At 47.5% G+C, this 16,873-nt stretch carries 12 protein-coding genes; 1 reads left to right on the forward strand and 11 read right to left on the reverse strand.

Annotated features, from left to right (window positions below; genetic code table 11):
- Positions 1–107 precede the first annotated feature (107 nt).
- From priA to MKX46_RS05415, 11 genes are all read right to left on the reverse strand, one after another.
- Entirely contained in the window at positions 108–2,684 is a 2,577-nt protein-coding gene (priA, locus tag MKX46_RS05365; RefSeq protein WP_029517200.1) for a primosomal protein N', read from the reverse strand.
- Complete coding sequence (coaBC, locus tag MKX46_RS05370; RefSeq protein WP_341070972.1) at positions 2,684–3,988, reverse strand: bifunctional phosphopantothenoylcysteine decarboxylase/phosphopantothenate--cysteine ligase CoaBC; 1,305 nt, start codon at positions 3,986–3,988, stop codon at positions 2,684–2,686. The genes priA and coaBC overlap by 1 nt, the downstream gene beginning before the upstream one ends.
- A 90-nt stretch (positions 3,989–4,078) precedes the next feature.
- The gene (rpoZ, locus tag MKX46_RS05375) at positions 4,079–4,282 is read right to left on the reverse strand and encodes a DNA-directed RNA polymerase subunit omega (RefSeq protein WP_013310893.1); all 204 of its coding nucleotides are present in this window, start codon (positions 4,280–4,282) and stop codon (positions 4,079–4,081) included.
- A gap of 122 nt (positions 4,283–4,404) precedes the next feature.
- Entirely contained in the window at positions 4,405–4,977 is a 573-nt protein-coding gene (gene gmk / locus MKX46_RS05380) for a guanylate kinase (protein WP_013310894.1), read from the reverse strand.
- Between the two features lie 14 nt (positions 4,978–4,991).
- Positions 4,992–5,252, reverse strand: a complete 261-nt coding sequence (remA, locus tag MKX46_RS05385; protein ID WP_005548256.1) for an extracellular matrix/biofilm regulator RemA — start codon at positions 5,250–5,252, stop codon at positions 4,992–4,994.
- A gap of 56 nt (positions 5,253–5,308) precedes the next feature.
- Positions 5,309–6,196: a YicC/YloC family endoribonuclease gene (locus MKX46_RS05390; RefSeq protein WP_029517198.1), complete on the reverse strand. Its 888-nt coding sequence runs from the start codon at positions 6,194–6,196 to the stop codon at positions 5,309–5,311.
- A 35-nt stretch (positions 6,197–6,231) separates the two neighbouring features.
- Complete coding sequence (locus MKX46_RS05395) at positions 6,232–8,118, reverse strand: bifunctional homocysteine S-methyltransferase/methylenetetrahydrofolate reductase (RefSeq protein ID WP_341070973.1); 1,887 nt, start codon at positions 8,116–8,118, stop codon at positions 6,232–6,234.
- A gap of 147 nt (positions 8,119–8,265) precedes the next feature.
- On the reverse strand, positions 8,266–9,288 hold the full coding sequence (locus MKX46_RS05400; RefSeq protein WP_029517196.1) for a hypothetical protein: 1,023 nt from the start codon (positions 9,286–9,288) through the stop codon (positions 8,266–8,268).
- A gap of 228 nt (positions 9,289–9,516) precedes the next feature.
- Positions 9,517–10,877, reverse strand: a protein-coding gene (locus MKX46_RS05405; RefSeq protein WP_241113430.1) for an IS1182 family transposase whose coding sequence is annotated in 2 segments (ribosomal slippage) — positions 9,517–10,310 and positions 10,310–10,877 — 1,362 coding nt in all. Because the reading frame shifts where the segments join, the coding sequence is not laid out codon by codon here.
- A gap of 191 nt (positions 10,878–11,068) precedes the next feature.
- Positions 11,069–11,902: a diaminopimelate epimerase gene (gene dapF, locus MKX46_RS05410; protein WP_029517632.1), complete on the reverse strand. Its 834-nt coding sequence runs from the start codon at positions 11,900–11,902 to the stop codon at positions 11,069–11,071.
- A gap of 109 nt (positions 11,903–12,011) precedes the next feature.
- On the reverse strand, positions 12,012–14,810 hold the full coding sequence (locus MKX46_RS05415; RefSeq protein WP_029517633.1) for a calcium-translocating P-type ATPase, SERCA-type: 2,799 nt from the start codon (positions 14,808–14,810) through the stop codon (positions 12,012–12,014).
- Between the two features lie 229 nt (positions 14,811–15,039).
- On the opposite strand from MKX46_RS05415, the gene MKX46_RS05420 reads away from it, so the two are divergent.
- Positions 15,040–16,785 carry an Rqc2 family fibronectin-binding protein gene (locus MKX46_RS05420; protein WP_165150248.1) on the forward strand — a complete coding sequence of 582 codons (1,746 nt, stop codon included), beginning with the start codon at positions 15,040–15,042 and terminating at the stop codon, positions 16,783–16,785.
- Positions 16,786–16,873 lie beyond the last annotated feature (88 nt).

A 16,873-nucleotide genomic window follows, 5' to 3' on the forward strand; every position in this document is an offset into this window, starting at 1 on the left:
CCTTCGTTTAGGCTTAACTGTATTCATCACAAACGCGACTGCTACATTATCCTATGTACGGACGACTTGTCCGCATTAATTGTGCTAATAACTTTTGTGGCAACGCTCTACATAAGCATTTGTGGATCAACATCCAGACTAATCAGCAACTTTTGCGCCTGTGCGGATTCGGCCATTTCATCAGCTACTTGCTGAGCCAAACTAATCGCGTCGATATTTCCACGCCATTTTATCATACATTGAAATCGGTATCTATTCTTGATTCTCGAAATGGGTGAAGCTACTGGTCCCAAAATGTCGAGTACATCCGATGTAAGACGATCCATATTCCCGAACCAGCCTCGTTGTCTGGCCCGTCCCTGTAGTGTTGCTGAATAATTCTCTGCCAGCCGGACCAGCACCGGGAGTTGTTCATGAGAAAAGGTTACCAAAATAAGACGGCAATATGGTGGATAGTGCAAATTGCGGCGGTGTTTCAATTCTTCCCTCACAAAAGAAGCATAATCATGGCGACTTGCGTGAATCACCGAATAATGCTCTGGAGTATAGGATTGTACGAATACTTCCCCTGGCAATTGATGTCTCCCAGCACGTCCAGCTACTTGTGTTAACAGCTGAAATGTCTTTTCCGCAGCCCGAAAATCCGGTAAATTGAGAGCTGAATCCGCAGTAATGACACCAACCAGTGTCACATCGGGAAAGTCCAGGCCTTTGGCAACCATTTGAGTACCGAGCAGCACGTCCGCTTTTTTATCACGAAATTGCTTGAGGAGCTTTTCGTGGGCATTTTTTTCTGTCGTTGTATCAACATCCATTCGAACAACACGTATACCGGGGAATAGCTTCGCCAGCTCTTCTTCCACTCGCTGGGTACCTGTACCGAAATAGCGAATATGCTCACTACCGCATTCAGGGCAAGTCTGAGGCACAGGCTCGGAATAACCACAGTAATGACAACGTAAATTGTTCGACCGCTGATGATACGTAAGCGAAATATCACAATGCGGACAGCCCGCCACATAGCCACAGCTACGGCACATGACGAATGTGGAGTGTCCACGCCGATTCAACAGGAGCACCGTCTGCTCCTTACGCTCTAACCGCTCTGCAATCCCATTATGCAACGCACGGCTAAACATAGAGCGGTTGCCAGCACGCAGTTCCTCACGCATATCCATGATATGTACTTCGGGTAACGTGTTCCCCAATGCGCGAGTTGGCATTTCAAGTAGCAACGGCGCAAACTCGTCGTTGCTTTGTGAGCGAGCCGCATAGTAGCTTTCCAGCGACGGTGTAGCCGAGCCGAGAATAACGACAGCCCCATGCTGATGGGCTCTGCGAATGGCGACATCACGCGCATGGTATTTAGGTGTCTCTTCCTGCTTATAGGACGTTTCGTGCTCCTCATCCATAATAATAAGACCTAACTCACGAAAAGGCGCAAATACTGCCGAGCGAGCACCAATCGCCACTTTCACACGGCCTTCGCGTATTTTGCGCCACTCATCGTACCGTTCTCCTCCAGACAACCTACTGTGCATCACTGCTACCTGATCGCCAAACCGACCTTTAAAACGCTCAACCATTTGTGGGGTTAACGATATTTCAGGTACCAGCACAATGGCCTGCCGATTCTGCTCGATACAACGTTGAATCGTCTGTAGATAAATTTCCGTCTTACCGCTCCCCGTGACTCCATGCAACAAATAAGCTCCTTGCTCACGCGTGTCCAGCTGGCGAATAATCCGTTCATACACCGACTGCTGCTCTGCTGTGAGAGGGAGTGGCTCTGTAGGCTTGAAGTGTCTGCCCCGGTACGGGTCGCGGAACACTTCGACATCCTCCAGCAACACATAGCCCTTATCTTCCAGCGCCTTAACCGTTGCAGCAGACACACTCAATGAGGTCATGACTTCCTTGAGCGACAGAGGCAAAAACTCGCTACGTTCCAGCAAAAAAGCAAGTACCTCCCGCTGACGCTGTGCTTTGGCAGAAAATTGCTCCAGTACCGTTGATGCCTCGTCTATGCCGATAGCCAGATCAACGGATTTCATGGTCTTTTTGCCAAGCTTGTCTTTAATAACTTGACTTTCCTGAAGCACACCCCGGCGTAACAGTGATTTAATAACCTCCGCTTCCTCAGGGAAACGTCGACTGAGTTGCTGCAACGGGACTTGCTCCTTCTCCTGAATGAAGCTGACAATCCGACGCTCTGTCGGATCACTCATACCATCGTCGGTCAGAAGTGCCCATTCGAGCTCATCGCCCTGATTCGGTTGTATACTACGCTGTGGATGCGTTAACTCATGCTGTTCCGCAATTGAGATATAACGTTCTGCTTTGCCTTTGAGCGCGGTAGGAATCATCACTTGCAATGCCATAATTTGATTACAAGCATAACGTTCACTCATCCACTTGCCCAGTTCGACTAGGTCGGCAGATAAAGGTGGCACCAAATCCAGCAACTCCTGAATCGCTCTCATCCTGTATTTCGGTGGTTCCTCAGCTGGGACTACCGAGATGACGAAAGCCTGCACCGTCCGTTTGCCAAATGGCACAGCTACCCGACTACCCGGCTCAATCCAAGGTCTCATTGAATCCGGTATCAGATAATCGAAGGTGCGGTCCGTATCCTTGGCAGGTACATCGACAATGACCTTGGCAACTAAATTGCCCGTCTCCATTAATGCAGCACCCCACCCATGCGTCCCGCGGCTATAGTAAGCAACTTACGCGCAACTTCTTCCTTTGACTGTACAGGAATACGCTCAACGATCCCGCTTCGGTCATAAATTTGAACAGCATTCGTATCGACGCCAAAACCAGCACCATTCACAGTTACATCGTTTGCCGCGATCAAATCACAATTTTTACGTTCTAATTTATCTTTCGCATACGTCTCCAAATGTTCAGTTTCAGCTGCAAAGCCAATTAAAAATTGATGTTTCTTACTCCGTCCGAGTGATTCTAGAATATCGACGTTCTTCACTAACTCTAGCGTAAATACACTATCTTTTTTCTTGATCTTGGTCTGTGCTATCTCACGTGGTCGATAATCTGCAACTGCAGCAGCCATAACGACCATATCGCTCGTTTCCCATTGTTTTAATACAGCTGCGTACATGTCTTCAGCCGACTGGACTCTTTCAAGCATAATACCAGCAGGCGGTTCCGCACTGGTATTGGCAGCAATCAAGTGCACCTCTGCCCCCATCTTTTGAGCCACTTTTGCAATGGCGAAGCCCATTTTTCCAGATGAATCATTTGTGATATAACGCACTGGATCAATTCGCTCGATCGTGCCTCCAGCCGTTACAATGACTTTTTTACCTAAAAACACCGATTCATTCTCATTCACAGGTGACTCAGGCACTTGAGCCTCCACAGATTCGCCACCAAACCATCGGGATTCAGACTTAATGTTGTTTTTTTGTTCCTGGGCTTGCTGATCAAAAAAGTGCTCTATCGTTTGCACAATTGTGTCCGGCTCTTCCAAACGTCCTTTGCCAACGTAACCGCAAGCCAGTAATCCTTCACCAGGCTCAATCATCTTCACACCACGTGATACAAGCGTCTCCATATTTTGCATGACTGCCGGATGAGTGTACATATGTACATTCATCGCAGGTGCCACCATAATAGGCGCTGTTGTAGCCAACAACGTTGTAGACAACATATCATCAGCAAGGCCATGCGCCATTTTTCCAATAATATTCGCAGTTGCAGGTGCAACAAGCACCAAATCAGCCGCATCTGCCAGATGAATATGGGATACGACGGACGGCTCTCTTTCATCAAACGTATCACTGTACACCGGATTACGAGAGAGCGACTGCAGTGTAAGCTCGGTAATAAACTCCTTAGCAGAGGCTGTCATAATCACATGAACATCGGCGCCCTTTTGTGTCAACCTACTACATAACGCAGCCCCTTTGTAAGCAGCAATTCCACCGGTTATACCAAGAATAATAACTTTCCCCTTCAACATCGTTAACTCCCCCTGACCTAAAAAAATAACAACCTTGCGGTTGTCAAAGGAATTGGCATTGCGCCCGGTTATAATAGTTGTGTATAATTCTTACTCGTCTTCGCCGCTTTCAAGACGCAGATGATCCGCGTAAATCTCTTCCAACGCCACTCCAACCTGTTTGTGGGATTTAGGATTCTTGAGAGTCGTCTTTTCACCCTCGCGCAACTGTCTGGCACGACGTGAAGCCGCTACAACCAACGAATACTTACTATCTGCCTTTTTCATCATTTCATCAATGGAAGGATACAGCACGAATAGACACCTCTTCATGTAGTTTTGGGACTGTATAAGCTGAACTCCAGTGTACACCTTCAAGCTCAGCTTATACAGTATTATTTCTCTTTAGGTACGCTTGGCATATGTAAAGCCCTCGTTTAAGGATGAACCTTACAATGTTCGGCGATAATAATGGATTCTATTCGTTTACAAGCGAAATCAATCTCATCATTGACAACCGCATAATCATAGTGACGCAACAGATTCATTTCATCCACAGCTACCGACATACGGTGGTCTATGGTCGCTTGAGTTTCTGTGCCCCGTCCCCTGATTCTATCCTTTAATTCATCTAGCGAAGGCGGAAGCAGAAAAATGAATATGCCTTCTGGAAATTTTTCTTTAACCTTTAGCGCTCCCTGAACTTCAATCTCCAGAAAAATATCTTTTCCCTGCGCAAGCGTCTGATCTACAAAATCACGTGGAGTACCATAATAGTTCCCTACATACTCAGCATACTCCAGCATTTCATCTCGTTCAATCATACCCAAAAATTCTTCACGCGTTTTAAAAAAATAGGTCACTCCATCCTGTTCACCCGAACGAGGTGTTCGAGTTGTAGCAGAAACGGAGTACGTTATCTCTGGTAGCTTGTCACGCAATGCGTTGCCTACCGTCCCTTTACCGACACCCGAAGGTCCGGATATTACAAATAATAATCCCTTAGCCATAGTACACTCCATTTTTATTCGTCATTGTCATCATCTTTAGTGGATAGGCGATGAGCGACCGTCTCCGGCTGCACCGCAGACAGGATTACATGATCACTGTCTGTAATAATAACAGCCCGCGTCCGGCGGCCATAGGTAGCATCAATTAGCATATGACGGTCCCTGGCTTCCTGTATAATCCGCTTGATCGGAGCAGACTCCGGACTGACGATGGAGATAATTCGGTTGGCCGACACGATATTGCCGAAACCAATATTGATCAATTTGATTGCCATATTCAGGTCTTTCCCCCTATACATGTGACTCTTGCAGCCGTGCCGCTACCAGGTAGCTACTCAATATTTGCAGCCTGCTCACGAATTTTCTCGAGCTCTGCTTTCATCTCAACGACCAAATTAACCAAGTTGAGATGATTAGCCTTGGAGCCGATCGTGTTGACTTCTCTATTCATTTCCTGGATTAAAAAATCTAATTTGCGACCGGCCGGCTCGTCCGATAGCAGCAACCCCTTGCACTGCCCAAAGTGACTTTGAAGCCGGGTAAGTTCCTCATCAATATTGCTGCGATCCGCGAATAACGCAATCTCCATTCCGAACTTATGTTCATCAAGCGTAAATGAACCGTCCTGAAGCTCTTTAAGCCTGTGTTTCAGCCTGTTACGGTAGTCGCTCACAACATGAGGAGCCAGCACCGTCATTTCATGATGCAGGGATTCCAGACGTAAAATACGGGATTTCACATCTTGCGCCAAATGCCCGCCTTCTCGCCTTCTCATCTCCAGTAAACCTTGCAAAGCTTCATTCAAAGCTCGCTGTAGTTGCTCTTCCCAGTCCTCTTCGTCTCCATGGAAAGCCTCTCCAGGCTCACCCAGAACGTCAGGCAAAGCAAGAATATCGCTTATCCCTAACGTTCCTTTCACTCCATAACGATCCGCCAGCTGCTCCGCTGCATGCAGGTAAGCCTGCACCACAGTGTCATTTAACCGCGCGGCGGGCATCTGTTCTTCATCACGTTCCCTGTGGATAAAGACATCGATACGACCGCGTTTAATCTGCTGTTGAACCGTTCTTCTCAAGCCATCTTCGTAACGAGTCCATTCGCGCGGAATTCTCATCATCACTTCGCAATAGCGGTGATTTACCGATTTCAATTCCAAGCGCACTTTATAGCCCTCATAATGAAGGATAGCTTGACCGTATCCGGTCATACTCAATGACATCGGCATCACATCCATTATACTATTGTAATTGATTATTATAGTCGAAACAAGGGGGCCTGTGCGCGGCCTGATTTTTGCCATACGTAAGAAGTCAGTTCAGCTGTCATTTCATAGAACATAAATGGAGTCATAAAATAGATACCATTAAAATGTTCCATTGCCGTATTGAGTAGCTCCTTGGCAATAGACACACCCATTGTTCGTCCTTCCGGACCCTCAAGACCAGACATACGTGCACGCACCTCATCGGATAACTGAATGCCTGGTACTTCATTGTGCAAGTATTCTGCATTGCGCCCACTAGCCAGCGGCATAATACCGATAAAAATCGGTACTTCCAAATGTCGTGTCGCTTCCGCGATGGCTGCAATCAACTCGTGGTCGTATACGGGCTGAGTCATAACATAGTCGGCTCCGGAGGCAATTTTCTTCTCCAACCGCTGTACGGCTTTACCCAAATGCTTGACGTTAGGATTAAATGCGGCACCTACCACAAAATTAGCTTTCTGCTTCAGTGGCTTACCGGAAAATGCGACACCATCATTTAATTGCTTGATCATGCGTATGATTTCAAAAGAGGTCATATCATACACCGAACTGGCGCCTGGCAAATCACCGAACCGCGCCGGATCTCCAGTAACCGCCAGTACATGGTCAATACCGAGCGCGTCAAAACCCATCATGTGGGATTGAGTACCAATCAGATTGCGATCACGACATGCTATATGAATTAATGGACGCAAGCCTGTTTCAATACTGACCAAATGTCCAAGCGCCATGTTGCTCATGCGAGTGACTGCAAGCGAGTTGTCAGCCAGTGTAAGCGCGTCGGCCCCGGCTTTCTTCAACGCATGAGCACCTTGCATAAACCTCGTAATGTCCAGATCGCGCGGAGGATCCAGTTCTACAATGACCGTATGTCGTTCCTTTACAAGATCCACGATGTTGGGCTCACTGGTATGTCTGCCATTTCCTCGTTCCCTTTCATCTGCAATCTGCTCCGCCACTTGAAAGGACTCTTTCGACAAAGCTTCTTTTGAAGCAAGAGGAGGCGGTTGCAAACGGTTCAAGGCTTTGGATATAGCAGCAATATGATCCGGTGTAGTTCCGCAGCAACCACCGAGCAGCCTCGTTCCCAGGTCTACAAAGGTTTTGGCACATTCTCCAAAATATTCAGGTGATGCACCGTATACATAGTGACCGTCCACATAATCTGCTAGTCCCGCATTCGGATATACGGACAACGGTACAGACAAAGGGCCGTCCAGCTGCTCCATTACACTCATAATTCCCTGCGGACCCGAGTGACAGTTAAATCCAAGGATGTCTGCCCCCTCATTACGCAGCACCGAAAAAGCTTCCGCCACTAAAAAACCATCCTGAGTACGACCAACCTGATCGACCGCAAACTGACAAATCACCGGAATATCACTATATTTACGTACACTGTGAAGCGCTATGCGTATTTCATCCAGTGAATAAAACGTTTCGCACAAAATACCGTCGACTCCTTCGGAGAGAAGGGCATCAATTTGCTGTTCATAGTTTCTTGCCAGCTCCAGCTTTGATATGTTAAGCCGTTTGCCCCCACATATGGAACCCACTGCACCTACCACATAATGTTCAGGTCCGGCCGCATTTCTGGCAATTCTCACACCAGCACGATTGATCTCTTCTACCTTAGATTCCAGTCCAAACCGGGCTAACTTATAATCATTTGCAGAAAATGTATTAGTCTCCAGCAATCGAGCTCCTGCACTTAAATATTGACCATGCACGTCTGATATAACATCAGGCGAAGTGATGTTCAGTTCTTCGAAAGACGTATTTACTGGAAATCCTAGCTGATATAAAAAAGTCCCCATTGCGCCGTCTCCGACAATAATTTCACGATTCAGCACAGTACGCAAATCCGGTTTCATGTCCTCTGCTCCACCCCGCTCTTTATTTTCATACTAATGTAACATAAAGAGACTTCAAACATAAGCCAAAAACTAAAAAAGCCGCCCCACTCCCCGACAATATGATATCAGGAGTGGAGCGGCTTGATTCATCTTTTCTATTTCCTACTACATTTTCCCAACGGAAGAATGGAGAGAGTAAGCGTAAAAAGTCCCTTTTTTATTTACTTTAGCCACAATAGAATCCGTTCCCTTTTGCTGCTTGTAGAACGTATATTGATTCCCTTGAACTTTCACTTTATAGCCGGTCAAATTGATATTAAACAACATCTGAGCCTTGGGCTTGACTAGCTTCAAAGCTTCTGAGGCAGTATATTTCGGGCTTGCAAATGTTTTTTTGAAATCTGCGTCATCATTCCAATCCACCCCATAGGTGGATACGGCCAGCACTTTACCGGTTACCGCGCTAATTTTGACCTCACTGGCCTCGTTTGCATCCTCAAACGACCAATATGAAAGCCCCTTCGTTTCGTCCTTGTACCGTGAAGCGTGCTGCACCTTAATTGGCTGTCCACTCACACGCTTAAATGTGTTCATTGCACGGTTCAGTATCAGAGGGTCCACCCGCTTCAGCGCATAGTCCGCGTTGATGGTAATAGCGTTACCTCGATCCACATCCACATACAACGAGGAAGCCTGTTCACCTGCGCCCCAAAATACCCAGTAATTTGATGGCTTGTTGGACTGATAAGGGGATTTGACCCGCCAAAATGCTTCAAATTGCAAAGGACGCTTGCTGTCAAACGCTTTGGCGCTGTTTAGCACTTTCGTCTTGAGTGGCGCGTTCATCGCTTTTCCCAAGCTGCTTATTTTATATCGTATGGTTGTAGAATCTACTCTATTTTTTTCTTTATTATATTCTGTCTGTAACGTAGCAGTTCCATCTTCCAGTCCGCCCTCTACAATCCAAGTTTTCCCCATATCCGTCACATCGTCAAATTGAAATGCTGTCTTCGAGCCGATGAGTTCTTGCACCGCTTTTTCTAAACGGCTTACCACTGTCGGAGTTAGCGACCCAACCTGCTTATCCGTCGTTTCCGCGGCGGCCGGAATGGTCGCCGCCTGAACCGGAAGCGCGGTGGCTACAAATATGAGGACTGCAACTGCTGAAATCCAACGAAATTTCCGCACTATGAACGGCCTCCTTATTGTTTTTCATTTTCTATATTATACATCGTTCAGGCGCCAAAAAAAGACAGAATGTTGCTTTGTTCATCATATTCCTTGTATACAGGGGCATCTAAGTCCAAAAAAAGAAGACCTACTAAGGTCTTCAGATTGTCGAGAAACCCCGTCATTTTGAGACGTGGGTTTCTTTTTCACATCATAATGCTCTGGTCTCTGGAGAAGCAGGGGGGGTTACCCCTGTTTCTCCAGGCGATCTAGGTGGATCGCCATCTTCTTCATGTTCTGCACGGCTGCCGTCATAAGGGCTTGTTCCCTGACGTTTGGAAGACCGCGCAAACGGCAATAGCGAAACCCATGGAGCTCTTTGGCATCCGCGAAGCTTCGCTCAATCGTCTCTTTTCGTTTGCGGTACAGCTTTTTACCAGATGGGCTCAGCCGGTTGCTCCGTACCCACTCTTTGCTGTCTTCCCAGACATGCCGAGTCACCACTTTGCGGTGGTTTCGAGACTGGGTACACTGACTTAGCAGTGGGCAATGCTGGCACTGAGCTGGGTCAGAGGCATACTGCCGGTATCCCTTACGGTCCGTCGTTCGGTAGGGCAGTTCCTGTTGGGCTGGGCATCTATACGCATTGCGTTTGGCATCGTATTCAAACTTCCATTTCGGAAACAGTCCTTGTCTGGGATGGAATCTTCGGTGAGCAATCACGGCAAAAATCTTTCGGTTCTGCAAACCTCGGCAAATCGGCGTTGTTAAATAACCTGAATCTAGTGCAACAGCTTCTACTTGAAAACCAAAACGTTCTCTTTGGCGATCCAAACGGGACAAATAGGGGACAGAATCATGTACATTCCCTGGTGTCACATGCACGTCCGTAATCAGATTGTACTTCATATCCACCGTGCGGTGGTCCAGATAGAAGAAGCCTTCGGGCTTGCCATCACGGATCATATAGCCGCTGTCCGGGTCTGTTTTGCTCACTTTAATTTCTTTTTCTTCGTTCACTTCCTCTCGGGATTTTAAGGCTTTTTTCCGTGGTTTCTCCGGTCATCCTTCACCGCTTCGTTCAGCTCGTCCATATAGTCTTTAGTATTCTGCAACACTTGTTCTTTGGTGTACTGGTGCCTGTTAGCATTGGCTTTGACGTGTGTGGAATCGGTGACGAGAACACGCCCACCCACCATTCGGTGAGAGATCGCCTGCAGCACAATTTCATCGAAGATATCTTGAAAGATCGTGGTGTCTTTAAAGCGAGTGCGACGATTCCAGCTAATCGTCGTATGGTCCGGAACTTTATCCGTTAAGCCCAACCCCAGAAACCAACGATAAGCTAGGTTCGTCTGAATTTCTCGCTCGAGTTGCCGTTCTGAGCGAATGCCATAGAAATAACCGAGAAAGATCATTTTAAACAATACGGTAGGATCAATGGCAGGACGCCCGTTGTCTGCACAATACAGTGGTCGAACTTTATCATCGATAAACGAAAAATCGATATACTTATCTACTTTGCGGAGCAAGTGATCTTGAGGAACCAGATCTTCGATGGAAACAAATTCGTAGGATTGTTGTTTTTCGCGGTTGGAGCGTAGCATATCAACACCATCCGTTCTACAATAGTTACCTATATTATACAACATTAACGCGGTGTCGTCTTAAACAAAATTAACATAAAATAGGCTGTCGAGACTTTCTCGACAGCCTGAGAAGACCTACTAAGGTCTTCTTTTCACTCACTTCTATACGATTCATTAGTAGTTGCACGTTATCTTTATAGTCACATGATTCAGAACAGACGACCTTCGTACACGATCTCAGCCGGACCCGTCATATATATGTGATTATCTTCCTCGCTCCATTCGATATCCAGATCGCCGCCCTTCAGGCTTACAATGGCGTGGCGGTCGCTATATCCGTTTAGTACAGAAGCAACAAGCGTAGCACAGGCTCCGGTTCCACAAGCTAGCGTCGGCCCGGCTCCTCTCTCCCATACTCTCATATCTATATGCTTACGGCTACGTACCGTGGCGAACTCAACATTTGTTTTTTTAGGGAATAACGGATGGCATTCCAGCTTTGGCCCCCAGGCTTCCAGATCAAAGCTTGGCGCATCCTCCACATAAATGACACAGTGCGGATTCCCCATAGATACAGCCGTAAAGCGAAAACCACTTCCTCCAGCTTCAATGGGCTCATTAATTACGCTAGTCAGATCCAGAGTAGTCGGAATCTTCAAACCCTCAAGAATTGGCTCTCCCATATCTACCTTCACCATACGAACAAGTCCATTCTCTACAGTTAGTTCGACCTGCTGTACACCTGCACCCAGCGTCTCAATCGTGATCTGTTCACGGTTGATATGCTTACGGTCATATACGTATTTGGCAGCACAACGGATAGCATTACCGCATTGTTCGGCCTCTGAGCCGTCCGAGTTAATAATGCGCATGCAGAAATCCGCTTTTTCTGATGGCAATATATATACCAACCCATCGGCGCCAACACCAAAATGTCGATCACATAGCCGAACAGCTAATTCCGAGGCGTCAGACGGCAACTCCTGATGCCCAAACCAAACGATAAAATCATTACCTAGACCGTTCATTTTTGTGAATTCCATAGCTTACCTCCGCCGTTGCTGCTGATGTCATGTTCCTCATGAAGCTTTGATCCCATGATATCATACAGGGCAATAGTGGGAAAGCGATGCGATATGCATAACCCGATTTCTAGGATGAAAACTTCGTACGTCCCGCTGAAAAGTGTGTATTTCCGCCGCGACGACGGTTGCGTCGACCGCCCCACACACTTCCCGCTCCCATCAGAAACGTCGGAATCCCAGCTGCGACAATGGATAGCGCCCACTCACGCAAACCGAGCGGTACCGTTTTGAAAATAGGTTGCAGCATAGGCACGTACATAACCACTAGCATTAGTACTATTGAAGACAGCACGGCAAGCACAAGATAACTATTTTGAAACGGATTACGATGGAAAATAGAACGGGAACTGCGGCAATCAAACACATGAATTAACTGCGCCAGAACTAGCGTAGCAAAGGCAACGGACTGTGCTTTGATCAGTTGTCCTGCGTCATCCGGTGCAATACGTAATGTCAGCCAGAAGGCCGCTAGCGTACATAAACCAATCAACAAGCCACGACTAATGATTTTCCAGCCCAGTCGACGAGCAAAAATATTTTCCTTTGCGCCACGAGGTTTGTGCTCCATGAGATCCTTTTCTGGTTGGTCCACCCCCAGAGCCATCGCTGGTAGGCCATCTGTCACCAGATTCACCCATAAAATCTGGATCGGTAACAAAGGTAATGGCAGCCCGGCCATCATGGCAAAAAACATCGTCAAAATTTCACCCACATTGGAGGCGAGTAGATAACGGATAAATTTACGGATATTCTCGTAAATATTCCGTCCTTCCTCAATTGCGGCTACAATCGTAGAGAAATTATCATCACTCAGAACAAGCGCAGCCGCTTCTTTGGTCACGTCCGTCCCTGTAATACCCATTGCAATGCCGATGTCCGACGCCTTTATCGCTGGAGCGTCATTGACGCCATCTCCAGTCATGGCTACGACATGTCCGCGCCTTTGCAGTGACTTGACGATCCGTAGCTTGTGCTCCGGCGAAACCCGTGCATATACAGAGACGGTATCAACGGCTTTGTCCAGCGACGCATCATCCATCGCAGACAATTCCTGTCCTGTTAACACGTGGGATCCGCGCTGAAAAATGCCCAGCTGCTGTGCAATGGCCTCTGCAGTTGTACCGTGATCTCCGGTAATCATCACAGTGCGAATGCCAGCACGACGACACTTGCCAATGGCTTCGCGAACCTCGCGACGTGGCGGATCAATCATGCCTGTCAGCCCGATAAAGATCAGTTGTGCTTCAGCCTCCTCAACCGTGGAGACACGCTCATGCGAGCGGATATCACGGTAAGCGACACCAAGTACACGTAGCGCCTCCGAGGCCATTCCTTCGTTAGCTGCCAGTACCTTTTGGCGCAGCGTACCCGTTAACGGAACGACATTTCCTTCCCATAAAATGTAGGAGCACTGGCCCAGCAATACATCCGGTGCACCTTTGGCAAAGACAATGTGTCCTCCCTGGTGGCGTACGAGTACCGACATTCGCTTCCGATCCGAGTCAAAAGGAAATTCTCGCTCCCTTGTGTATAGCTCATATAGCCCTTGTCGCGTGACTCCGCCCTTGGCAGCTAACGTGACCAGCGCTCCTTCCGTCGGATCACCCTTTAGCTCCCAAACGGAGGACGGCGTCGGCTCTTTGGTTTTCTTTTTCGAACGTAGCTCCTCTGTATCGGCTTGAACAATTTCCGCATTGTTGCAAAGCACACTGGCTTGCAGCAGTCTACGCAGAGATTGTCCGTTTTTAAGATCGGCAGGAAGGTCTCTATCCATAATATGCCCGTGAGGGTCATAGCCCTCTCCCGTAACTCCCCAGAAGCGGCCGTCCAGCCATAGCTTGGTAACCGTCATTTTATTTTGGGTCAGGGTACCCGTTTTGTCGGAACAAATGACAGATGCACAGCCGAGCGTTTCAACAGAAGGCAGCTTACGCACAATCGCCTTTCGTTTAATCATACGCTGCACACCCAATGCGAGCGCAATCGTCACAATAGCTGGCAACCCTTCCGGTATAGCCGCCACAGCCAAGCTCACTCCGGCCAAGAACATGCTCATGGCTGGCTGTCCATGTAAAATGCCTGCTACGACAACGAGCACCGTTAGCGCCAACGCTACGATAATCAAAATTTTGCCCAATTGCTCCAATCTGTGCTGCAACGGTGTCTCCTGCGACTCCGTATTTTCTATCAAGTCTGCGATCTTACCCATTTCGGTACTCATACCTGTACGTATAACTATTCCTTGTGCGGTTCCTCTAGTCATCATCGTGCCCATAAAACCGATGTTTTTTTGATCCCCAAGTGGTACCTCGGCGGCATGAATAGGGCGGCAATGCTTACTCACCGGAACCGATTCACCTGTCAGGGCGGACTCCTCTACATCACAGCCGTTCGTACTCAACCACCTTACATCTGCGGGAATGCGATCACCACTTTCCAGCAGCACAATATCACCCGGTACCAGTTCTCTGGCTTGAACTTGAATTCGTTTTCCGCCCCGCAACACTTTGGCCGTCGGAGCCGATAGTTGTCTCAAAGCTCGCAATGAACGCTCAGCTCTGAATTCCTGTACAAAGCCAAGAATTCCATTCAGTACAACAATAGCAATAATGGTAATCGCGTCCAAATACTCGCCAAGCAGGCCGGATATCAGGGTCGCTCCCATCAATACAAGCATCATAAAATCCTTGAACTGGTTGAGCAGCAGCAAGATTGCCGAAACTCGCTTCCCCTCGCTCAGCTCATTCCATCCTGACCTTTCTCTTCGTTCCGCAAGCTGTTCCTCCGAAAGACCCTGCTTCGGGTCGACTTCCAGACTTGTTGAAAGCTGTTCATTGCTTAATTGGTGCCAGTGTGCTTGTTCCATTCTCCCCAATTCCCTCCCGGTCAGATAGTCCGCTTCCGTCGGTTGTGCGTAGGATGGCTGCCCGTTATTATATTTTTGTGCCGCGATTGCTGATAAGCTGGACAGACTTTCTAGATTCAATCTATTCGGACAGGATCTGAAATATCACAAAGCCGCTTAAGTTTTGTCCCAAAGTTATGTATCATAGTAGGAAGGCGAAAATACATTTGCTTCAAAGGAGAACATAATTATGGCATTGGACGGAATCGTAACCCGCGCTATCGTACACGAACTGCAAGGCATCCGAGGCGGGCGCATTAATAAAATACATCAGCCAAACGATCGCGATATCGTGCTGAATCTGCGGGCACAAGGCGGAAGCGTAAAGCTGCTGCTGTCAGCTAATCCGACCTTCCCGCGTGTACATTTTACAGAACAAAGCTTTCTTAATCCGACAGAAGCCCCTATGTTTTGTATGCTTCTTCGCAAGCATTGCGAAGGAGGCGTTATTGAGAAAATCACGCAGGTGGGCATGGAGCGTATTATTCACATGGATGTACGTCAACGTGATGAACTGGGAGATGTTTCACTCAAACGAATTATCATTGAACTGATGGGCAGACACAGCAACATTATTTTGCTTGACCCGGAAACAGGCGTGATGCTAGATGGCATTCATCATGTTACACCGTCTATTAGCAGCTATCGGGTCATTATGCCCGGCTTTCAATACACGGAGCCTCCTGAACAAAACAAGCTAAATCCACTAGAAACAGAAGAGGCAGCTTTCATATCCTCGTATCAAACAGCACTCGAGGCCGGAGAAGCTCCCAAACGCTGGATCGTGAACACTTTTACTGGACTCAGTCCCCTCATTGCTGAAGAGATACTAACTCGAGTAACTAATGAAGTATCTGGTGATAGTGATCGTTCACTATGGAGTACATTCAGTCACATCATGGATGACGTGCGGAACCATCGTTTTCAGCCGGTATCTGGACTAAACGCACAAGATAAAGTGATATTCTCAGCCATTCCACTGACGTTGATCCAAGGAGAACGTAAGGAGTACGCTACGATCAGTGAGTGTATGGAAGACTTCTTCGGTGAAAAAGCAGAAAGGGATACGGTTAAGCAAAAGGTCAGTGACCTACTGCGGTTTCTGCAAAATGAGCGGAGTAAAAACGTAAAAAAACTCGACTATCTCCAACAGGATTTGGCCGAGGCGGAAGATGCGGATCAATTTCGCATTTATGGAGAGTTGCTGTTCGCTTCGCTGCATGAGGTGAAAAAAGGGGACAAAGAAGTGACGATCATCAACTTTTATGATGAGGAACAGCGTCCAATGTCCATCCCACTGGACCCACTACTCAACCCGTCGGATAATGCGCAACGGTATTTTAAAAAATACAACAAATATAAAAACAGCCTAGCTGTCATTGACGAACAACTGGAGAAAACGCACGAAGAAATCCGTTATATGGACAGTCTTCTTCAGCAGCTAGCCCATGCCTCTATGAATGACATTGAGGAAATACGTGAAGAACTGGTTCAGCAGGGCTATCTCAGAGATCGGGTCAAAAAAGGAAAGAAAAAGAAGAAAAACGACCGTCCAACCCTGCACGTCTATACATCATCCGAAGGTATCGAGTTACTGGTTGGCAAAAACAACTTGCAAAATGAATATGTAACAAATCGACTGGCCGGACCAAATGACACCTGGCTGCACACAAAGGATATTCCGGGGTCACACGTCGTTATACGTGCTGAGCAATTCGGAGATGCGACGCTGGAGGAAGCAGCTCAACTCGCTGCTTATTTTAGTCAGGCCAAGCAGTCCAGCAGTGTACCTGTGGACGCCACCCTGATTCGACATGTACGTAAGCCTAGCGGAGCCAAACCTGGCTTTGTCATCTACGACCATCAGCGTACGCTTTTCATTACACCCGATGAGGAACTAGTCAAAAAGCTGCCGAATCGCATCAAAAACGGTTAAATCTTACTAGCCTGTTGAACCCACAAAAAAAGCCCTTTGTTCTTTGCACGGTACACTTCTTGTGTTCCATGCATAAGGCAAGGGGCTT

Origin of the sequence: Paenibacillus sp. FSL P4-0113, assembly GCF_038009305.1 — a bacterium.
Taxonomy (GTDB): Bacteria; Bacillota; Bacilli; order Paenibacillales; family Paenibacillaceae; genus Paenibacillus; species Paenibacillus polymyxa_D.